A 21,451-nucleotide genomic window follows, 5' to 3' on the forward strand; every position below is an offset into this window, starting at 1 on the left:
TTCTTCATTCAAGGGATAGAACGGCGTTCTCATTCTAGAACGATCATACTAGAATAAACACAGGCAATTATACTAATATCTTTCTAGGCTGAATCTTCAAATTAGCTTAAGTATAAATAATTACTTAGATAAAAGTTTAATCGATAAATTGGCTAGACGGTGTAATTTTTCTTTACGTATGGAGGTCCTTGTCATTACCCTTAACCCTACATAAACTGCATGCAGATGTTCCGCTAGATCGTTGGCATTATAATCTGAGCGAAACTCTCCATCCTGCTGTCCCCACAGAATAATATCTTTGAACAGCTGTTCTGATAATGTAAACAATTCTGTGGTCTTTACATCCACCTCAGCATCACGCATTGCCAATTCCACCGCTGAATTCACCATCAAACAACCTGAAGGTGAATCTTCTTCACCACATATCACGAAACTAAAAATAAGCTGAAGTGCCTCAGTTGCAGTCTTAGAGCGTTTAACTTCTCCTACAAGCTCAGCACTTACTTTATCGCGAAATCGGTCCATTGCTTTTAGAAACAGCGTATGCTTGTCGCCAAAAGTGTCATATAAACTTCTCCGATGGATTCCCATCTGCTTGACCAGATCCGTCATAGATGTCTTCTCGTAACCCTGTTCCCAAAAAAGCTTCATCGCCTTTTCTAATACCACGTTCTCTTCGAATTCTTTGCTTCTTGCCATTCTATTCCCTCCCTGTTAATCAATATAACATATTGAGAACGATCGGTAAAGAATTTTATGAATGGTAAAAACCATTAAGAATCCCTACTAAATTCACACTATTCTCGTTTAATTTGATTTAAGAAGCATTTGACCCCAAGTATGCGTAATGAAATCCGGAGCGAACTTCATGGAAAAGCGCATAACCTTAGTAAAACCTGCATTTACGCGTATTTTGTTTTTTTCCATCCCTTTAATACCGACTTTAACAAGCTTCGCTAATGGCAAAGAGATCACCTTATTCATGAAACCTTCGTCAAAAGTGTCCGTGAGATTAGTTTCAGAAATAACAGGTGGACAAAGTTCCATCACATGAATGTTTTTTCCTTTGGCCCGGATTTGCTCACGTAATGCATCACTGAACATGTGGATGCCAGCCTTCGTTGCAGAATAAGTCGGTGCGTTGGCAACTGTAATATTAGCAAGTAGTGAACTAACGTTAACAACCATTGCCTCCTGTTGTTTGGCTAACAGTGGCAACAGAGCCTTGGTGATATAGATTGTCCCATTCAAGTTTGTGGCGATTTCTGCGGTTATGTGCTCGTAGGTAATAGTTTCATCAAACAAGTCAAATTCGTGTATAATACCAGCGTTATTGAAAATAATATCCAGTTTCGGATAGTGAATCGTCAGGTCTTTAGCAAGCTGCTCAACGCTTTTGGGATTACTAACATCTGCCGTCATCCCGATAAGTCCGGGATTGTTCTTTACTATCTGGTCGATGCGTTGTTGTGAACGCCCCGTGATAATCACAGTATTTCCCATGCCGAGAAAACTTTTAGCAAAAGCAAAACCAATCCCGGAGGTCCCACCTGTCACCAATATCGTTCTATTTTTTAATTTCATTCTGCATCATCTACTTTCAATATGACTTTCCCTTGGCTATGCCCTGTCGCAATCTTAGCAATCGCGGCATTCACTTGTTCAAAGGGGTACTCGGAATCAATCACCGGCTTAATGTTTGTTTTTTCAAGATACTGTGTGAAAGCTGCTAATTGCTGACCATTCGACTGCACGTATAAGAAGTCATACCTTTTCTTTTGCCATTTGGCAATTCCATCAAAAGGTGCTCCCAGTAAACTGAAGAGAATCTTCTTCGCCGTTGCCAAGTCTGTGCTTTGATTCGCGAATCGGGCATTGGGACCAGCATTTAACGACAGTAATTTGCCGCCAGGCTTCAGTATCTTAATTTGTTTACTAAATTCGCCGGCGCCCCGCGTATCAATAACATAATCATAGCCTGTCAGTATGTCAGTATAGTCCTGCGTTGCATAGTCGATAAACTCATCTGCCCCGAGTCGCTCCGCCAAGGCACGTGCTGATCCACTACCACTAACGGTCACAAACAGCCCTTGTGACTTCGCGTAAGGAACGGCCATCTGACCAAAGCCTCCCGTACCGCCGGGGATAAATAATTTGCCGCCTTGACGAGTATCTAAAATAGCTAGCGCCTGAACGATCGTCAAAGCAGACAATGGCACGGCCGCTGCTTCTTTAAAAGAAAGATTAGCTGGCATCTTAGCCACAATCGCCGCATCTACTGCGACATATTCGGCAAACGCCCCCATCTTATCTAACGATGGCATGGTGTACACATGATCCCCTACCTTAAAATCCATGACACCGGCTCCGACTTCGATCACTACTCCGGCTAGCTCGTTGCCCAGAGTCAATGGAAAGTCGTAATGATCAAACAACTTAACTTTGCCTGTAATCGCCAAGACAAGGTGTGGATCAACACCTGCTGCCTTAGTCTTGATTAAAACCTGTGTTGGTGTGATGGATGGAACAGCGACTGTGTTAATTTGTGCTTCCAGTATCTTGGAATACCGCGAAATTTGTGCAGCCTTCATAAGGTAACACCCCTTAAAATCGGATAATGACTTTTCCTTTAGGATGACCTGTAGCAACAAGCTTTAGTGCTTCATTGATATCATCAATGTGGAATTCTGTGGGGTCCACCGCTGGAACAATCCCGTTATCTTCAATAATCTTCGTAATTTTCTTTAATTGATCGCCATCGCTGCGAACAAAAATGAAATGATATTGAATCTTCTTTTTCTTCGCTTTGTGATCATACTTGGCCCCGGCAATGGTGAAGAGCTTTTGTTTCCAGCCTGGCAAGCCCATATGCTCGGCGAAACGTTTGTTAGGGCCGGTCCGCAGGGAAAGAAGGCGACCGCCTGCTTTTATAATCGAAAGTTCATGATCAAATTCGCTTGGTCCCAAGGTATCCATCACATAATCAACATCACGAAGTTGTTCCCAATAGTTCTCCATCGTGTAATCCATATATTGGTCTGCTCCAGCCGCCATTGTCCGTTCACGTGCTTGCGGATTTCCACTAACGATGACCTTCAGCCCCATGCTTTTGGCGATAGGAATGGCCATTTGGCCAAATGAACCAGAACCCCCGGGAATAAACACGCTTTCTCCAGCTTTGGCAGCCAATTCTTCATGCAAACCTTGATAAGCAGTCAATCCTGTTAATGGAGCAGCAGCACCGGTCACAAAATCCAGATTAGCGGGCAAGTGCCCGATGGCATCCGCATGAATCGCCGCGTATTCTGCAAAGGCACCGATTTTTTGTAGTGGCAGGCGTGAATAAATGGCCTCACCAACTTCAAATCCCCGGACGTTTTTACCGACCTTTTCAATAACACCCGTCAGCTCATTACCGAGTACTAATGGAAACTCATAATCCTGAATCAGCTTGACGCTTCCGGTCCCGATGAGCAATTCCAAATGATTAACCGCCGCTGCTTTCACCTTGACCAAAACCTCGTTTTCACTTATTTCCGGGACTGGAATATCATTGACTTCTACCGTGAACTTTTTTGAATACTTGGTAATCTGCGCCGCTTTCATAATTAATAGCCTCCTATGCGCTGAGTAATAAGTAACATTTTATTGTTTTTGTAACTTATGCATCAAGCATAATATCAAAGGTTACAAAAGTCAACAATTGTTACCTAACATTTTATATGATAAAATAGAGACAGGTGTATAAACGATTGATAAGGAATTTATCGAAGAAAGAAGGGTTGGAAGCGCGGTGGCTAAAATCACACAAGAGCTCATTATTGAAACAGCGGAGGCATTAATTGAACGCACGGAAAAATCCGAAGTGACCCTTTCACAAATTGCGGATGAATTAAGTATCACCCATGCCGCGCTTTATAAACACTTTAAGAATAAGCAAGAGCTCTGGGCAGCCGTGTCTAAAAACTGGTTCAACCGGATGATTTCAGAACAAATAAAACTAGATAATACAAATTTGATGAATGCACAGGACCTGCTCCATGATTGGCTCTGGGCATTTGCTAACGCCAAAAAACGCGCCTATAACGAAAATCCCAAAATGTTCGCCTTGAATACACAATATGTGGATAGCAATCCCCTGGTGTTACGCGATGTTCTATGGGATTCCTATCAAATTATTGACGGCTTCATGGACTATCACGATCCCCGCTTCGAACGGGCAGAGGCAATTCTCTCCGCATTTGCGGTGTTTAGCCTCCCGTCCTTCAAAGAATCCTGGAATCTTCCAGACTACCAAGACAGGTTCGAACGCATTTGGAATTTAATCAAAAAGGGTCTTTGAATCCTCTAGTTGGATTCAAAGACCCTTTTCACCGTGAATCCCTGGCTTTAATTTTTCACAGCTATAATAACTACAAATCCGCTTTCATCTGGTTCACCTAAAAAACCTTCTGCAGACAAATCGCTTTCAGGCTGTAATCTCCCGCTGCGTCCGCTCTCCCCCTCCGGTATCCAAACCAATCCGCCCGGCCACAACCTCCTTCTCCCGTTCATCGAGAATATCGAGATTACGATATATCTTGCTATTCTCAATCTTCAGATCCCCTTCCTTTATCACATCGTCTGCCTCTGAGCCGAGAGTATCAATCAGCGTAATCTCGTTGCCCTCTTTATCGGTCCCAATCGAATCGTGCAGTGACACGTCCTTTCGGGTCTCTTTCAGCGAACGGAGGTACATCGGTATTCAGAACCATACGTATCATATTATGTTAGTTAATATATCTGATAGTTACCATATATATTATAGATTTTAATAAATATAGTATTTAATCTATATCAGAACTCTAAAAATATATTAAATTTTTAATAGTTATTGACTGATAGAAATAATGATGTTATATTTCCTAACATTAATTAATAAATATACATACAGGAAGAGGAGATTACTGAAATGAATAAGCTGAAACGTCTAAGTAAAACTAAAAGAAATCATTCTGGTTCCCCCCGCTCCGAATATTCACCAGCAAAAAATAATTGGAGTAAAAAGCAATTTATAGCTACGTCCATTGCGTTATCTGTTATCGCTTCGAGTGTCATTCCGTTTCAGACCGCTGATGCTTTAACTCGGGTTACTTCAGCAAGCGGCACAGTATGGGAGATTCATGATGTCTTTGCGCCTAGCTTAGACACAGGAAGTTTACGTACCGTCGGTACTACACAAGTACAAGGCTTTGGTAATATCTTCGTTAAAGTGTCGTCGCCTACAGCTTCACTGATGAATGGTCAAATGATGCGCGGGTTTGACTTGAAATACGATGGTGTGAATAGATTCACTTCGACTCAGTCTGTAAATCTGGGAAATGTAACGGTTACTCGTGATGTGTATGTCGATACTATAAATAATCGTACGAGATTCTTTGATACTTTTACTAATAAAAATGATATGAACGTAAAGGTTGATGTCTCTTTCGGCGGCTCTCTGGGGTATGGTACAGCAGCAAATGCTTCAGTAGTCAAGGCAACCTACTCCAATGATCTGGAGGTGACTACGGATGATTCATGGATTGTTGTAGACAGCAGTGCCAAAGACAATAAGCCGCTGGGCGTTGCAGTCGGGTCTCCACATCCATTTGAGAATGGATTAACTAGCCTAGGCAATCAGCAGCAGAATCCATTCACAACACCATTAGCTAAGTCCGGAAATGATGCGAATTTCTACGGGTTCATTAATACATTAAATATTGAGCCGGGTCAGTCGAAATCCCTGGTGCATTATGTACAAGTGGGCGAAGCCGGTGAAGAAGGCCTGAAGAATCTGGTGACGATGCTAAACGGGCTTAATAGCCAGCTGGATATATCCGGATTAACCAACGCACAAATCCGTTCAATCAGTAACTGGGATATCTCTGCTATAGAGGGACTGGATACTGGAGATCCCCTGGTGATTCCTGAGGCTCCTGCTGCTAAAGCATTCATCACTTCTTCCCCCTATGATGTTACGAATAAATCCATTGCACAAATGCAGCAGGATATGATTAGCGGTAAAACTACTTCCGTGCAAATTACTCAGGCTTATTTGGATAGAATCAAGGTATACGATGAAGGCCAGCTTGGCTTCCATGCCTTCCTGCATGTCTCTGAAACTGCGCTTACCCAGGCACAAGCTGCTGACAACGCCCGCGCACAAGGTGCAAAGGGGGATTTGCTCGGTATTCCCATTGCGATAAAAGATATCTATGATACCAAGGATATGCCTACTACCGGCGGCAGCAAAGCGCTTGAAGGCTGGCGGCCTGATTCAGATGCATTCCAGGTCAATAAGCTGCGGGAAGCTGGAGCTGTCATTATTGGTAAAGTAAATACTTCCGAGTTCGCCAACAGCGGAAGCTTTAGCGAGAGCGGCTGGCAGCAGACATGGAATGCCCTGTATCCATCGAAAACCTCCTTTGGCTCAAGCGGCGGCTCGGCAGTATCTGTTGCAGCTGATTTTGCAGCAGCAGCCATGGGATCACAGACAGGGGTATCTCTCTATGCACCAACTACAGGCGCCAGCTTAAAAAGCTTCCGTGGTACAGACGGCATGGCAAGTACTACAGGTGTATTGCCGCTCACTTGGGGACAGGATTATGCAGGTCCCATTGCTAAGACAGTAACTGACCTGGCCATCATGTTGAATGCTACAACGGGTACAGATCCACAGGATATCTTCACAGTGACTGCCGATGCAGACCATAAGCGTCCGGCTGACTGGAAGGAATCTCTGGATACTAATGCATTGAAAGGAAAGAAAATCGGATATATCCCTGCTTCCTTTGTCTCTAGTTATGCCGATGATGATACCGGACAAGCCGTAATGAATAAGTTCTCCGAGCTTCAGGCAGCGGGTGCGACAATGGTTGAAATGTCAAAAATACCGTCAGCGCCTAGCCGTCCTTCAGGCATTAATGGATCTACTGAAGGTTGGGCGCGCTATATTGAGCTTCATAAGAACTTCCCTTACATTGATGGAGCAAGTGTACTGGCTTCAGACAAGGTGCTTATCTATAATCAAAGAGGATATACAGAGCCTACCCGCATGACTGAACAAGCTGTACAAGATTACATCAAATATAGAACGGACTATAAGGAAGTTATTAAAGGCTGGATGGACGAGAATGGCGTGGATGCTGTGGTTTATGCAGGTTTTATCAGTGACGTATATAACAATGACGCAGCAGCCTCTCAATTAAGCTCTGACCGCAACACGGGCGTATTAACGTCTAATGTCGGCCTCCCTACGGTAGTTGTTCCTGTAGGTACGAACGACAGCGGATATTCTATCTCCATGCAGCTTGTTGGCAGAGCATGGGACGATGCCAAAGTTCTAGGTATGGGCTATGCTCTTGAGCAACAAAGTCAAGCCAGACTGCTTACAGCCTATGCTCCAGCACTTCAATACGTCTCTAACCCTACTAATCCTGATCCAGTAGATAATGAACCAAGCAATCCAAGTCCTGGAGGAGGTACCGTAACTCCCCCGGTAACAGCAACGCCCACACCAACACCGGCTCCTACAGCAACACCAGCACCTGCAGAACCAGCAGCACCAACACCTACGCCGGAAGTTGTCAGTTTCGCAGATACCATTAATCACTGGGCAAAAGCAAGCATTGATGTGCTTATAGCCAAGGGATTACTTACGGGTTATTCTGATGGAACCTTCCGTCCGGATTCAGGGTTGACCCGTGCCGAATCCATCAAGGTCATTGCAACGTACATGGGGCTGGAAGGACAGGCTAGCAGCTTTACAGATGTATCTCCAACACATTGGGCTAATACGTATATCGGCGCAGCAGCCGGAGCAGGCCTGATGAACGGATATAGCGATGGAACCTTCCGTCCGAACGGCAAGATAAGCCGCAGTGAATTAGCGGCACTGATCACTAGAGCCTTTAAGCTTACAGGTACTGGAAACACATCCTTCAAAGATGTTAATAGAAATGCATGGTATTATGATTCCATTGATGCACTCGCATCCAATAATATTATTACTGGCTACGAGGATAGTACCTTTAAGCCTGGAAAAGATATTACCAGAGCAGAGTTTGCAACAATGGTCTCCAGATTACTGGAGACTGCGAATTAAGAAGCTCAAGGAATAAAAGACAAGAGGCTGTCCCAAAAGCAGATATTCTACTGACAAGTCAGATTCTCAAATTTCTCAAAAGCTTCAAACGTTAAAAAAGCAGCGATTCTCCCGTTATTGGAGAATCGCTGCTTTCTGTTTTTGGTCCCATTGCTCAAAGAAAACGCTCCTTTTGAAGTGATTGGGTGGTACCTCCATTTTACCAAAGGACAGTTTCTTTTTGTGATTTTAGAAAGATTTGAAGAACCTTTTCCCGCTTAAACAGCGGAGAGGACGGAACGACCCGCGGAAAAGCGGCAGCGGTCGCCTTGGTCTCCGGATTTTGACCGCTAAGGGAACTAATTGACGGAGTGCACAAAAGGTTTGGCGATTATACCCTATTTCCCTTGGACCATCCCGTCGGTATTTCAAAGCACCGGTTCCTTACAGCTCAGCAGTATATTGATACTTGCGTATACAGGGATCATCGGAATAGCCGGAACCTTTGCCTGGTGGAGATATGCGGAGCAGCCGTAAACAAGTGAAGATACATCTGCTGAAGAGCAGATGTTTTTTATATCACTCCTCATCACTCATAGTGCTCTTCATCGCCTCCTGTTCCCGGAACGCCGAAGGTGTCAGCCCGTACTTTTTCTTGAACAAGGTGGAGAAGTAAGTGATGTTGTATATCCCTACCGCTTCACTGATCCTGGCCGCAGTCTCAGAGGTAGAAGCAAGCAGATCCTTTGCCTTTTCCAGCCGGGTGTTGTTCAAGTATTCACTGAAGGATTGCCGGGTCGCTCCTTTGAACAGTTTCCCCAGATAGCTGGGCGACAGTCCGGCGATGCTCGACACCAGATCGAGGGAGATGTTAGGCTCGGCATAATGTTCATGAATGTAATTCTGTGCTTTTTCGATGAGGATATTATGCTTTTGAGCGTTCAGCCAGTGATTCTTGTCTTCAATTAATGTGCAGATGGTGCTGCAATAGCGGTTGAATAGGTTACGGATCTCCGTCAGATCTTCAGCCCGTTCAATATCGGTTATTGCTTGCAGGTAATCATTGAAATTAGATTCCGGCACATGCTGTAAATAGTCAAAATGTTTAAGCAAAGACAACATGAGTTGAGTGCTAAAGGTGATAACCTGATGAACGGAACCGCTGGATATTTTATCTATAAATTCTTCGATTGCGCTAACCATTGGTTCCGGCTTGCCGTCCTGTACAGCATCAATCAGCTTCTTCTCGTAGGCGCTGGGGTAACTCAAGGCTGTCAACACATGGCGGCGTGTCGCTATAGCATCCAGAATCGCTTCCTTCCCATAGATGAGCCGGTATTTCACATACTGCTGTGCAGAAGTGTACGAGGACGGAATATTCCCCTTTCCACAGGATATATCTCCTATCCCTATAGATACCGTCACCTTGAAGTAGCGATTCAGGAAGCTTTGAATATTGCGCAAGGCAGGCCCCAGTTCTTCCGGGAGCTGATTGTCCGTGTATTGAAGGATGGCAACAGCTTCACTTCCTCCCATAATGAGAACATCACATGGGCCGATATGCTCCAGCATCTCTTTTGCGATATTCCCAAGTGCGAACCGCAGCAAGGACTGCTGTTTCCCCTCTATCCCCTCCCCTAGTGGTTCAAGCTCATTGATTTTGAATACCAGAACGCCAAAATAAGGCCCTGCTACCTCCTCGCCGATATCCTTAATAATTTCGTTCGAAACCGAGTACTCCAGTGAATGACCCCGCAGCAAGGCATGCAGGTAATGCTCCCGGACGGTCCGGGACGAGTGGGTAATTACAAACTGCATCGACTTCTCACGTTCATGATAGGACTGGAACACCTCGGTCATCAGCTTGTATTCATCAATAGGCGCCAAACCGGATGCCGGATTGGCCGGGTTAGGCATGACTTTTTCGAGCAGTGCCGATAAGGGTCTATTCATGTTGGAGGTCAAAAGGACAGAGAGCAATAGACCTGCGAGTACAATTCCGGCTGTAACCAGCAGCGTAATCCCCCGGAGCTGGTCAATGTTAGAGATGAGCTCGGAATACGGTGAAACGCTTACAAAATACCAGTCCAGTTCCTCTGACTTCACATAAGTGACCAGATTCCTTTGGTCTGAAATCGTTGTGGTGAAGCTGCTCTCCTTATGGTTCTCGATTAATATCTTCCGCACATACTCCTCTTCGGATAAATCCTCCAGAAACAGGTTGGAATCGGTATGAGACAGCACCTTACCTTCATTATTGATTACAAAAACATTATTAGCGGCGTCCGCGTTGCTAATCTTGCGGATGGTCGTCAAAATCGACTGCTCCTCCACATTGATATAGATCAGCGGATTGCCTGTGGTCCGGGGTGAGAAATTCGGGTACAGCAAGAAGGTCAGGAACTGTAATGACTTCCCGTTGTTGCGGCCCGGGGCTTTCAGACTGCGCGGATTGAACTCCATATACTGCTTCGCGCTAAGGGTGGTAAGAGAAGAATCAAACGGAAGCCCGGCTGTATCAATGGTAGTTCCTGTAGAAGGCCGATGTATTCCGATACTGTGTATATATGGGTTCACATTTGTAATTTGTTCGATCTGCTGAAAAATATGATAATTGCTTACCTTGTCCTCCACCGTCTCATTCAGAAATGACAGGATTTCCGGTTGAATAAGCAGTGTATTTCCTATAGTGATGACCTGATTATAGACTACATCGGAGGCGTAGGTAACCTGGGATAACATCGCCCGGGAATTACGTTCTATCTCCTTTATGGCACTTCTGGAGAACAGGGAGAAAAGTACACCGGATAGCAGGCTTACGGTCAGAAGAACGAGAAGGAAATATGAGATGGTGAGCTTTTGAAATGCCTTGTATCGAACAAGCCGGTTGATGGTTGTCCGCATGCTGAATTCCTCCCAACACTGCTCGTTATCATTTCTAAACTATAGTACATTTTGGGCCGAAAAGGTACTGAATCAGGCCAAAATGAAAGCCATTCCGTTTTTTTGAAAGCCTTGAATTTGAATTTGAAAGCGTTATCCTGGTTTTGAAATAGACACTTTGTGATGCGATGGCTAATCTGGAATCAAGGCAATCGTCATTTATAACAAATGGGGGGAACAGGAATTGAGAAAAAAACGGCGTCCGGGATTAGGCATTTTTTCTGACATCCGCAGGAATGGTACATCCTATTTGTTGGTTTTGCCGGCAATGGCCTACACGTTTATTTTCGGCTATATGACGTATCCTTATATGGTCATTGCTTTCCAGCGTTTTAATTATACCAAGGGAATATTTCATAGCGAATGGGTGGGATTCAAAAACTTTGAGTTTTTCTTCCGGTCCAACAAAGCGCTTACGGTCACCTTTAACACCATTTACCTCAATTTACTCTTTATTATTTTTGGTACGCTGATGGCACTGGCCATTTCACTGGTTCTAAACGAACTGCGCAAGAAGCTGTTTGTGAAGATCAGTCAATCCCTGATGTTATTCCCGAATTTCATCTCATGGATCGTCATTAGCTATGTGCTGTATGCGCTCTTCTCAATGGATATGGGAATTGTGAACAAAACGCTGAACCAGCTCGGCATGTCCTCAGTGAACTGGTATACCGAGGCACAGTCCTGGCCGGCGATTCTTACCGTCATGCATGTGTGGAAGGGGGCCGGAATGAGTGCCATTATCTACTTGGCGACCATTACCGGTATCGACGAGACGTTGTATGAAGCAGCCGAGATTGACGGGGCTAACCGCCTGCAGATGTGTTTTCGGATTACGCTTCCGCTGATGATGCCCACGGTTATTATCCTGACGATGCTCTCTGTCGGCAAAATTATGTACGGCGATTTCGGGATGATCTATGCGCTCATTGGTGACAACGGCACCCTATATTCGACCACGGATATCATTGATACGTATGTATTCCGGTCCCTGCGGCAGATTGGCGACCCCTCCGAAGCCATGGCTGTTGGACTTTTCCAGTCGGTCATCGGATTCATCCTTGTCTTTGGGACAAATGCCATTACCCGCAGGTTCTTCAAAGATGGCGCATTATACTAAATCCGGAGGAGTAACTATGAAAAAATTGTCAATCAGCAAGACGGTCATGTACACGCTGACTGCGGTGTATTCGGCGCTTTGCCTGCTTCCGATGCTGCTCGTGCTGATGATCTCTATCACGGATGAGGATGCTATTCTTAAGAACGGCTACAGCCTCTTTCCGGAGAAATTCTCTCTATATGCCTATAAGCTGATCTTCACGGGCGGCTCCCAAGTCATTCAGAGCTACGGAATTTCTATCTTTGTCACGGTCGTCGGTACCACGCTGGCTATTCTGATTACTTCTATGGCAGGCTATACACTAGCGAACAAAAATGTGAAAAACCGCAATCTGCTGGCCCTTTACTTCTTTATCACCATGATTTTCACAGCCGGGATTGTGCCCTGGTATCTGATGAACCGGTCGCTCGGATTAACCAATAATATCTTGGCCCTGATTATTCCATCGCTCCTGTTCAGCCCGTTCAACCTCTTCCTTGTACGTAACTTCATGAACGGAATTCCCGACTCGCTGCGGGAATCAGCCACCATAGACGGAGCGAGTGATATTGTGATTGCTTTTAGGATTTACCTTCCGTTATGTAAGCCGGTACTCGCGACGATTGCCCTCTTCTATGGACTGGATTATTGGAACAACTGGTGGAATGCGATCATGCTGATTGACACCAAAGATTTGTATCCGCTGCAATTTATGCTTCTGCAGATGCAATCGGAGATCAGTATGCTGAACGAGATGGCCATGCTGGCCGGAACAAGCGACGTTACGCTTCCTTCGGAGTCGGTCAAGATGGCGACAGCCATCGTGACGATCGGACCGATCATCTTCCTCTACCCGTATCTGCAAAAGTACTTCGTGAAAGGTCTGGTTATAGGTTCAGTTAAAGGCTGATGTCATCCCTTAGGGGTTAACATAAATAAGGCATAAAAAGAGGAGGTCTATATTATTCATGAAAAAACATTACGCCATTCTATGTGCTGTGGTGCTTGCCCTTTCTACACTGATCGGGTGCGGCAAGGCGTCCGACAGCCCGGCTGCAAACGGGGAGAATAATGCTTCATCCCCGAAGTCGGACAATAATAATACTTCTGAGGTCGTCCGGATCAAATACGTGGTTCCCGGCACCGAGCCCAAAGATTACCAAAAGGTGTTCGAAAAAGTCAATGAGAAGCTGGCTGCAGATGGTGTCGGCGTTGAAGTGGAGAAAATCTTCATCCCCTGGGATGCGTGGAACCAGAAGCTGAACCTGATGCTGTCCACCGGTGAAGAGTTCGATCTGTTCCATGTCATGCAGGACCGCACTCCGTTCTCCAACTACTATACCCGGGGGGCGCTGGCAGATATCTCAGAGGAAATTGAAAAATATGGAGCAAACCTGAAAAAGCATATCCCGGAGGATATATTCAACGGGGCAACCATCGGCGGAAAATATTATATCGTCCCCTCCTACTGGGTTGAAATGGCTAGCGAGGGGCAATTCAATATCCGCCGCGACATTCTCCGCGAGAACAATCTGAAAGAGCCGACAACTCCGGCTGAATTGATTAGCACCTGGGAGATTGTGATGAAGAACTGGAAGGGCAAAAACAAGCCTTATCTCGGCACCCGGGCCGATTTTGACCCGATATCCCTGCATACCTCTATCTTACACCGGAGTTATGACAGCTTCCCGTTCACCGTTAAGGATAAGTTCTTTTATGTCAATCAGAACGGTGAGGTCAAATCCTGGATTGAGACGGAAGAATTCAAGAAGGATGCCGCCTTCATGCGCGAGCTGTACACCAAGGAAATTACGAATCCTGATATCTTAGTTATGAAGCAGGAGCAGGTAGATGCTCAGCTCGACAGCGGGGAGTGGTTCGTACGCCTGGGAACCGGCGGAAGCTTGAACGGGCTCCAGAAATACAATCCCAAAGCTACAGTAGACGATATCGGAGTGGTATGGTTTAACCCGGAGAAAGAATATCTGCGTCCCCTCTCCTTCAAGAACGGAAATGCCGTACCGGCGAACAGCAAACATCCGGAGGCAGCCGTGAAATTCATGGATTGGATGCTGGCCAGTCAGGACAATTATGATCTGGTTCAATATGGCATAGAGGGTGAGCACTACACCAAAGATGGCGAAAAGGGCCTCAAGCCGATCAAAGATCCGAATAACAATAACAATCCAAGGTACAGGGGCTCCGATTCGCAGAACGGGAATGTGAACTTTATGCGCTTTGACCTGGAGAATAGTATTCCTGACAATAACAAAGTCTTATTTGAGCCAAATCCCAAAGCGGTCAATAGTATTGCGGCCAACTTTATTTTTGATCCAACGAATGTGAGAACCGAATATACTAATATTCTCTCGGAGGCTTCAGCCAGCATTACTCCGATCTATATGGGGGTTCTGGACTACGACACAGCCTTCACCGAAGCACTGGACAAAATGAAGAAAGCGGGTCTGGACAAGGTAGTTGCGGAATACCAAAAACAGTTTCAGGAGTATCAATCTTCTCTTCAATAAAAAGAGCTGATACAATAAAGGAGTGGGAAATGTTGAGCCTGCATCAGCAAAAAATAGAATTTGAAGCGTCAAAAACCATTTATGAAAGCGCAACCTTATCATTTAAAAACGTGGAAGGGTTTGATGTCTATAATATTTCGATTCCTTTTGAACGGGATGGCAAACGTTACTTGTTCGGCCGGGTAGAACGCCGCGAAGAATGGGCCCGCTCCTGGGTCCGCCTCTTCGAGGAGACCGGTCACGATGAGTGGACCGTGGTAGATAATAGCATGATTTATACGCTGGAGGACCCGTTTATCAGTGAAATCGGTGATGAGCTTGTCCTGGGCGGAACGCATGTGCAGTATCAAAGCGGAAAATACAGCACGTTTTTCGGGTATTTTTACCGGGGGACTGACCTCCACGATTTGTACTACTTCACTACCGGTCCTAACAAAATGAAAGATATTCGCCTTGTTGCTCTGGCGGACGGCAGGATTGGTGTCTTCTCGCGCCCGCGGGGCAGCGAGATGAGAGGCCAATACGGCAGCGAATCCATGATAGGCTTCACCGTTATTGACAAGCTGGAAGAGTTGACTGCAGACGTCATTGAGAATGCACCTTACATTCATGGTATTTTTGGTGCAGGCGAATGGGGAGGCGTCAATCAGGCTTATCTGCTGGACAGCGGCAAGATCGGGATTATCGGCCATATTTGTTATCAGCATAAGGATGAGAACGGACAGGAAATCAAGGTATATTTGAATATGGCCTTTATCTTCGATCCCATCACCCGGGAATCCCATGACCTGCATCTGATTGGCAGCCGTTCCTGCTACCCGCCGGGACCCGCCAAGACACCGTATCTGACGGACTGCGTCTTTTCTTCGGGGATCGTGATGCGGGGGGACGGCAAGGCTGATCTGTACAGCGGCGTTGGTGATTGCCAGGCCGGACGTATTACGATCGACTATCCGTTCGCACCCTATGGAAGCATTGTCTAGCACGCAGTTCATAATCCAAGGAGGATATTCTACGATGACTAATACAAATACATCCATCATAGGAGCTTTGGCATCCAGTCCGCTCATTCACCGTCATCCGGCCAACCCTGTGCTGGATGCGGCCCGGGTCCCTTATCCCACCGCACTTGTGTTCAATGCAGGAGTGGTTAAGTTCGGCGGCCGGTATGTGATGGTATTCCGTAATGACTATGGCTCACTCGACAAGCAGACCCTTGAACCGACTAATACAACGGATCTGGGTATCGCCTTCAGTGAAGACGGCATTCACTGGACGGCAGGGCCCAAGCCGGTATTCAAGCTGCATGACGAAGAGGTTGTGCGCGCTTACGATCCGCGTCTGACGGTAATCGACGGCCGTTGCTACATGTGCTTCGCTGTAGATACACGTCATGGTATCCGGGGAGGGGTCGCAGTCACGGATGACTTCGAATCCTTTGAAATATTGAGCTTGTCTACGCCGGACCTGCGGAATATGGTACTGTTCCCGGAGAAGATCAACGGCAACTATGTGCGGCTGGAACGGCCGTTCACCGTATACAGCCGCGGAGGCAAGGACCGGTTCGATACCTGGATCTCGGAGTCGCCGGATCTGATCTATTGGGGACGTTCTGATCTGCTGCTGGCGGTAGAGCAGGTACCGTTCGCCAATGACAAGATCGGTCCGGCAGCGCCGCCAGTGAAGACGGATCGAGGCTGGCTCACCACCTTCCATGCGGTGGATATCGATCCCGCCAGAGGGAAGCACGGCTGGGAGCCGTCCTGGAAGAAGCAGTATACCGCAGGTATTATGCTGCTTGACCTGGACAATCCGAAGAAGATTCTCGGGATGAGTGCCTCGCCGCTGCTTGCACCTGAAGCCCCCTACGAAATAGACGGAGGCTTCCGCAATAATGTCATCTTCCCCGGCGGCATGATCCTGGAGGACGATGGCGAAGTCAAAATCTATTACGGCGCCGCCGACACCGTAGAATGTCTGGCTACCGCCCATGTCGATGATCTGATCCGGCTTTGTTTGGGACAGTGAGACTGGCATCCTAACTAACAGAAGCGGGTATCATCCTTGAATGAGGATGATACCCGTTTTTTCAAACTATGCTTCAACAGCTTGCGGTAACGTTCTTTCGTATTCCTTATGTAACACATAACGCTGGACGCCTCTCGAAGCGCTTACTGCTTCCCTGGCATGAGTGATAGCAGTTTCGCTATTACCTGCTTGGAGTTCAATTTCTGCGAGCAGCCGAAATAAACTGCAATGCTCCAGCGAAAGCGTTTCATTCTAAATCTCCTTTGAATATCATCATTAACAAGCAATACTTCAATTTAAAATATTGTATCACAAGTGGAAAGACATGATATTTAACATAGTTTGAGCATGTTTACAGTCACATCCAGGAAAGACTTAACTGTGTTACGATATATCGTATTCCTTCAACTTGCGAAAGAGGTGTGTAATTGAAACTTCCAACAATCCAATTCGGACATATTAAATCGAGAGTTCCTGTTATTCAAGGTGGAATGGGTGTAGGCATATCCTTAAGTGGACTAGCCGCTGCTGTAGCCAATGCAGGCGGGATCGGCACCATCTCTGGTACAGGGATCACTGCTGAAGAGCTGAGAATGCATATTCGCAAAACAAGAGAACTCTCTAAAGGAATTGGCTATATCGGTGTGAATGTACTATTCGCAGTGAAGGACTTTGCCGAGAAAATGAAGGTTGCTTTGGAGGAAAAGGTTGACTTTATTATTTCCGGAGCCGGAATTTCTAGAGATATATATGCTTGGGGTAGAGAATATGGTACTCCTGTCGTAACTATTGTTTCATCCGCCAAATTAGCCCGAATTTCCGAAAGACTTGGTGCCTCCGCAGTCGTTGTGGAAGGGTTCGAGGCCGGGGGACATTTAGGTACAGACAGACCCATGTTTGATATCCTTCCTGAAGTCTTAGAGGCCGTTTCGATTCCGGTTATTGCTGCGGGTGGAATTCTGACAGGGGATGATATCGCAAAAGCCCTTCGGATGGGCGCTTCCGGTGTTCAAATGGGTACCCGTTTTGTGGCAAGCCACGAGTGTGATGCTCCCTTAGCCTTCAAGCAAAGGTATGTAGATGCTCAGCAAGGAGATACTGTCCTAATCAAGTCTACTGTGGGTCTGGAAGGAAGAGCGATTCGAAATGAATTTACAGACCGGATCAGTAATGATGCCAAATTAAAGATAGCCAAATGCTATGATTGTCTAAAGGTTTGTTCACATCGCTTCTGTACAATGGAATCCCTGCTTACTTCCCTTAGAGGAGATGTTAAGAACGGATTGGTTTTTGCCGGGTCCAGAGTTCATGAGATTAAAGAGATTTTGTCCGTACAGCAGATTATCGACAATTTAATGAATGAGTATCAAAGGGCATAAATATTACCTCTATCTTATAAGTCCTTATATTTATCTCATTTTCCTCTAAGCTATTTCGTTTTGAGAAATTCCACGTTGCTCCCTTAAGCTTAAGTAAAAGCACAGAAACCGGAATTCGGCTTCTGCGCTTTTTTTGCCTACATAGTTAGAATACCGGTTATTTGAGATAAGCCTGTGGATCTTTCATTCTAGTCTGGTTTATACAATGGTTTCAGCGGATGCTTCTATTTCGATTTTTAAGAAATGATTTCTATAGTTACCGTATAAACATAGATACCTTTCTTAATTTTATATGGATCGTGAATATTTTTGGTCCAGCCGGTATCTCCGCCAAGACCTGCATGTTTGTAATCAATATTAAGATAAACAGAATCTGAATTTCCCAGCTCGTCTTCATAGGCGGCGTTGTCATATTGCTCAATACTGTGCCCATGAATATCAAAATGGAAATGTCCCGCTGCCGATACTTTTACTGCTTGTTCTTGGGATGACAAATATAAATACCGGACATCCTCCTTACCACCGCATTCTACCGGTAAGATATAGGGTACGTGCTGCTGTTCTACAGTGCTTTCATATACTCCAACGAATGCGGCAGATTTACGATCCGCGTAGTTTTCCCATGGCCCGCGGCCGTACCATTTCATATTCTTCCAAGCATCAGAGAACTTAAAGCTAAGCCCAATTCTCGGGAGGGTGTCGACCTTGGCATTGTTCACAACGGTATTTGTGATTTCTATACCTTTGCCGCCGACGGTATAATTGGTTTTGGTTTCAATGCATCCATGATATACACCATGAACTTGAATGATAACAGCAGCCGGTGCTGCAAATACCCGAATCTTTTTGATTTCTTTCTCATTGGAATGGAGCCCGAGAGCTTTCCATTCATCTGCATAATTGGACGATTCAAGATGAATACCTCCATCAATTCCTGTTGGAGGGCGATAGAAGTTATTGGTTCCTCCCGTGAAATAATTCTTGTGATTGTATTTTACAGAAATGAACTCTGCCGTTTCTTTCGAGAAAAGAACCGTTGTATTTTCATTATATATACGAATTTCATTTGTTGTTTCATCATACTTCAAGCTATCCTTTTCAATATCTCCGGTATGCACTTTATTAACAGAATCTTTAATCTCTATCTGGCAGGCATAAATACAGGTTCCCTTCTTAGAATAAAAGGTGTCCTCGTCCAAATAAGCATAGAAATTAAGAAAAGCTTCCCCGGAGACTTTAGACGAATCGTATGGCGCTTGAAGCTTATCAACGGATCCGGGTGCTGTGTGATATCTAGGCAAACTACCGCTTTCCATCACATTGCCATCGCAAACCAGCTCCCAAGTCATATTCAAATGGCTTAAATCCCGATGCGTGTAATGATTATAAATTCGATAGCCATCATTCCCAGGCATGTAATCCATTTGGATAGGTGATTGTACATTTTTTATTTCATTCGCAGCCGGCTTGAGAGTGAGATCAGGGAAAACAATACCATTCAGGCACATATCAGGAGCAGGATCAGTGACTTCTTCCTGGAATGCCCCGCCATAGACATACTTTTTATTTCCGTCTTTATCATGCTTAACCAGCGCTTTATCCTGAAAATCCCAAATGAATCCTCCTTGAAACCGCGGGAATTTATGAATGAGATCCCAAAATTCCTTAAAGTTTCCGTTACTGTTACTTTTCGCGTACGCATATTCACACATAATAAAAGGACGCAAATCTTCGCTTTCCGCCATGACATCCAGGATCCAATCTTTCTGAGGATACATAGGCGCCATAATATCGGAGATGTTTGCCGGAGGATTCAGAGACTCATACTGAACGTACCTTGTTTTGTCATACTCCTTAATCCAGCCGTACATCGCAGCATGATTCGCTCCATAACCGGATTCATTACCCAGAGACCAGAGAATAATGGATGGATGATTCTTATCTCTCAGAACCATCCGTGTAGCCCGTTCCATATACGCATGTGTCCATTCGGGGGATGCGCTTAACTGGCCGCCAAGACCGTGTGTTTCAATATTGGCTTCATCCACCAGGTAAATGCCCAGTTCATCACACAGGTCATACCATTCGATTGCGTGCGGATAGTGACTTGTTCTTACCGCATTGATATTCAGCGATTTCATGACCTTGATTTGCTCGCGCATATATTCTGTTGTTACGACTCGTCCTGATTCAGGACAAAAGGCGTGAAGATTGGTTCCCCGTATAATGAGACGCTTCCCGTTAATTCTCAGAACCCCTTTTCGATCGATCTTCACTTCACGGAAGCCGACATTCGCACTCTCAATATCAACTACATTTCCAGACAAATCAATCATTTCTAATACTAATTTATAGAGATAAGGGCTCTCGTCGCTCCACAATTGAGGATTTGAAATGGTTTTCGTAACCTTTGCTACATATTTTTCTCGCAGGTAGAAATCACAATCCGCAAACTTTGGCGTTTCAAACTCAGTAACCAATTTCTGTTCGCTATCATACAGGGACAACCGCACATGGGCATCACCATAACCATTCACTTGATTATTAGGTGCAACCGTCACTTTTAATTCGGCATTGTTGTAATTCCCTGAAAAGAGGGTTTCGATCTTATAATCATGAATGCGCATACGTGGTTTTGCATAAATGAGAACATCTCGGTAGATCCCCGAGAGATGCCAGTAATCCTGATCCTCCAGATAAGTACCGGCTCCAAACCGCATCACCTGAACCGCAATACGGTTTTGTCCCTTTTGAATGTAATCCGTGATATCAAAAGAAGCGTTAAGCTTACTGTCCTGAGAATAACCAACCATTCTGCCGTTTAACCAAAGATAAAAACACGATTCTACACCTCCAAAATCGATAAATATATCCCTTTCGTTAAACTGTTCGTCAACTTCAAACGTAAGGACGTAACAACCGGTAAGGTTACTCTCTGGCACATGAGGCGGATTCAAAATGTATTCATTATTCCTGAGTTGAATTTCGTGACTTGAACCCTCCCCTTTTTGAACAAAGGGATACAACATATTGGTGTATACAGGTTTTCCATACCCCGAAAGCTCCCAATTGGAAGGAACCGGAATATTATCCCAATGGGAAACATCATGTTCAGGACTATAGAATTCATCCGTTACTTCATCGGGAGATCCGAACAATTTAAACTTCCACATTCCATTCAGGCTTTTTACGTATTTAGACTTTCTCCGGTCTCCGCTTAAAGCCTGTTCAACGGTTTCGTATACTCCGTAGGGCTCATGCATGGGATAACGGTTTTTTTGAGTAACATATTGATTTTCCCAATCTCTGCTTAGCTTCATCGGCTTAAATAACACTCCCGTCCATTGTTCTAATTGGTTGATCTTTCAAT

At 45.3% G+C, this 21,451-nt stretch carries 14 protein-coding genes and 1 pseudogene; 8 read left to right on the forward strand and 7 right to left on the reverse strand.

Features of this window, described 5'->3' with window-relative positions; genetic code table 11:
* Nucleotides 1-120 precede the first annotated feature (120 nt).
* The 4 genes from NYE33_RS32225 to NYE33_RS32240 form a co-directional block, all read right to left on the reverse strand.
* A complete protein-coding gene (locus NYE33_RS32225) occupies nt 121-699 on the reverse strand; it encodes a TetR/AcrR family transcriptional regulator (RefSeq protein ID WP_042134614.1) in 579 nt (192 codons plus the stop codon).
* 108 nt (nt 700-807) lie between these two features.
* The gene (locus NYE33_RS32230; protein ID WP_042134612.1) at nt 808-1,584 is read right to left on the reverse strand and encodes an SDR family oxidoreductase; all 777 of its coding nucleotides are present in this window, start codon (nt 1,582-1,584) and stop codon (nt 808-810) included.
* On the reverse strand, nt 1,581-2,591 hold the full coding sequence (locus NYE33_RS32235; RefSeq protein WP_076242464.1) for an NADP-dependent oxidoreductase: 1,011 nt from the start codon (nt 2,589-2,591) through the stop codon (nt 1,581-1,583). Before NYE33_RS32235 ends, NYE33_RS32230 begins: the two co-directional genes overlap by 4 nt.
* 13 nt (nt 2,592-2,604) lie before the next feature.
* Complete coding sequence (locus tag NYE33_RS32240; RefSeq protein WP_336102367.1) at nt 2,605-3,606, reverse strand: NADP-dependent oxidoreductase; 1,002 nt, start codon at nt 3,604-3,606, stop codon at nt 2,605-2,607.
* A gap of 187 nt (nt 3,607-3,793) precedes the next feature.
* Between NYE33_RS32240 and NYE33_RS32245 the strand changes: the two genes are divergently transcribed.
* Nucleotides 3,794-4,342 carry a TetR/AcrR family transcriptional regulator gene (locus NYE33_RS32245; protein WP_340947466.1) on the forward strand — a complete coding sequence of 183 codons (549 nt, stop codon included), beginning with the start codon at nt 3,794-3,796 and terminating at the stop codon, nt 4,340-4,342.
* A 135-nt stretch (nt 4,343-4,477) separates the two neighbouring features.
* On the opposite strand, the pseudogene NYE33_RS32250 reads toward NYE33_RS32245, so the two are convergent.
* Nucleotides 4,478-4,744: pseudogene (locus tag NYE33_RS32250) on the reverse strand (RNA polymerase subunit sigma-70); the annotation flags it as partial.
* Between the two features lie 207 nt (nt 4,745-4,951).
* Between NYE33_RS32250 and NYE33_RS32255 the strand changes: the two are divergent.
* Nucleotides 4,952-8,125, forward strand: coding sequence for an amidase family protein (locus tag NYE33_RS32255; protein WP_081969874.1), 3,174 nt, complete (start codon nt 4,952-4,954; stop codon nt 8,123-8,125).
* Nucleotides 8,126-8,683: 558 nt separating this feature from the next.
* On the opposite strand, the gene NYE33_RS32260 is transcribed toward NYE33_RS32255, so the two are convergent.
* A complete protein-coding gene (locus tag NYE33_RS32260; protein ID WP_341069382.1) occupies nt 8,684-11,008 on the reverse strand; it encodes a helix-turn-helix domain-containing protein in 2,325 nt (774 codons plus the stop codon).
* Between the two features lie 223 nt (nt 11,009-11,231).
* Between NYE33_RS32260 and NYE33_RS32265 the strand changes: the two genes are divergently transcribed.
* The 6 genes from NYE33_RS32265 (at nt 11,232) to NYE33_RS32290 (ending at nt 18,081) form a co-directional block, all read left to right on the forward strand.
* Nucleotides 11,232-12,167, forward strand: coding sequence for an ABC transporter permease (locus NYE33_RS32265; protein WP_341069385.1), 936 nt, complete (start codon nt 11,232-11,234; stop codon nt 12,165-12,167).
* 16 nt (nt 12,168-12,183) lie between these two features.
* Complete coding sequence (locus tag NYE33_RS32270; RefSeq protein WP_341069388.1) at nt 12,184-13,056, forward strand: carbohydrate ABC transporter permease; 873 nt, start codon at nt 12,184-12,186, stop codon at nt 13,054-13,056.
* Nucleotides 13,057-13,114: 58 nt separating this feature from the next.
* Entirely contained in the window at nt 13,115-14,674 is a 1,560-nt protein-coding gene (locus tag NYE33_RS32275) for an extracellular solute-binding protein (RefSeq protein WP_341069390.1), read from the forward strand.
* A 29-nt stretch (nt 14,675-14,703) separates the two neighbouring features.
* Nucleotides 14,704-15,657 carry an MTP-1 family protein gene (locus NYE33_RS32280; RefSeq protein ID WP_341069392.1) on the forward strand — a complete coding sequence of 318 codons (954 nt, stop codon included), beginning with the start codon at nt 14,704-14,706 and terminating at the stop codon, nt 15,655-15,657.
* 34 nt (nt 15,658-15,691) lie between these two features.
* A complete protein-coding gene (locus NYE33_RS32285) occupies nt 15,692-16,702 on the forward strand; it encodes a glycoside hydrolase family 130 protein (protein ID WP_336102375.1) in 1,011 nt (336 codons plus the stop codon).
* A 428-nt stretch (nt 16,703-17,130) separates the two neighbouring features.
* The gene (locus tag NYE33_RS32290; RefSeq protein ID WP_042134586.1) at nt 17,131-18,081 is read left to right on the forward strand and encodes an NAD(P)H-dependent flavin oxidoreductase; all 951 of its coding nucleotides are present in this window, start codon (nt 17,131-17,133) and stop codon (nt 18,079-18,081) included.
* A 236-nt stretch (nt 18,082-18,317) separates the two neighbouring features.
* Here the strand turns inward: NYE33_RS32290 and NYE33_RS32295 are convergent, their stop codons facing one another.
* On the reverse strand, nt 18,318-21,401 hold the full coding sequence (locus tag NYE33_RS32295) for a glycoside hydrolase family 2 TIM barrel-domain containing protein (RefSeq protein ID WP_341069395.1): 3,084 nt from the start codon (nt 21,399-21,401) through the stop codon (nt 18,318-18,320).
* Between the last annotated feature and the right edge of the window lie 50 nt (nt 21,402-21,451).

It is taken from the genome of Paenibacillus sp. FSL R10-2199 (genome assembly GCF_038000235.1).
Classification (GTDB): Bacteria; Bacillota; Bacilli; order Paenibacillales; family Paenibacillaceae; genus Paenibacillus_AQ; species Paenibacillus_AQ phytohabitans.

Excerpts from the sequence above, each read along its gene's own strand:
- NYE33_RS32225 (WP_042134614.1), bottom strand. The coding sequence starts at position 699 with ATGGCAAGAAGCAAAGAATTCGAAGAGAACGTGGTATTAGAAAAGGCG.
- NYE33_RS32230 (WP_042134612.1), bottom strand. The coding sequence starts at position 1,584 with ATGAAATTAAAAAATAGAACGATATTGGTGACAGGTGGGACCTCCGGG.
- NYE33_RS32235 (WP_076242464.1), bottom strand. The coding sequence starts at position 2,591 with ATGAAGGCTGCACAAATTTCGCGGTATTCCAAGATACTGGAAGCACAA.
- NYE33_RS32240 (WP_336102367.1), bottom strand. The coding sequence starts at position 3,606 with ATGAAAGCGGCGCAGATTACCAAGTATTCAAAAAAGTTCACGGTAGAA.
- NYE33_RS32255 (WP_081969874.1), top strand. The coding sequence starts at position 4,952 with ATGAATAAGCTGAAACGTCTAAGTAAAACTAAAAGAAATCATTCTGGT.
- NYE33_RS32260 (WP_341069382.1), bottom strand. The coding sequence starts at position 11,008 with ATGCGGACAACCATCAACCGGCTTGTTCGATACAAGGCATTTCAAAAG.
- NYE33_RS32270 (WP_341069388.1), top strand. The coding sequence starts at position 12,184 with ATGAAAAAATTGTCAATCAGCAAGACGGTCATGTACACGCTGACTGCG.
- NYE33_RS32275 (WP_341069390.1), top strand. The coding sequence starts at position 13,115 with ATGAAAAAACATTACGCCATTCTATGTGCTGTGGTGCTTGCCCTTTCT.
- NYE33_RS32280 (WP_341069392.1), top strand. The coding sequence starts at position 14,704 with ATGTTGAGCCTGCATCAGCAAAAAATAGAATTTGAAGCGTCAAAAACC.
- NYE33_RS32285 (WP_336102375.1), top strand. The coding sequence starts at position 15,692 with ATGACTAATACAAATACATCCATCATAGGAGCTTTGGCATCCAGTCCG.
- NYE33_RS32295 (WP_341069395.1), bottom strand. The coding sequence starts at position 21,401 with ATGAAGCTAAGCAGAGATTGGGAAAATCAATATGTTACTCAAAAAAAC.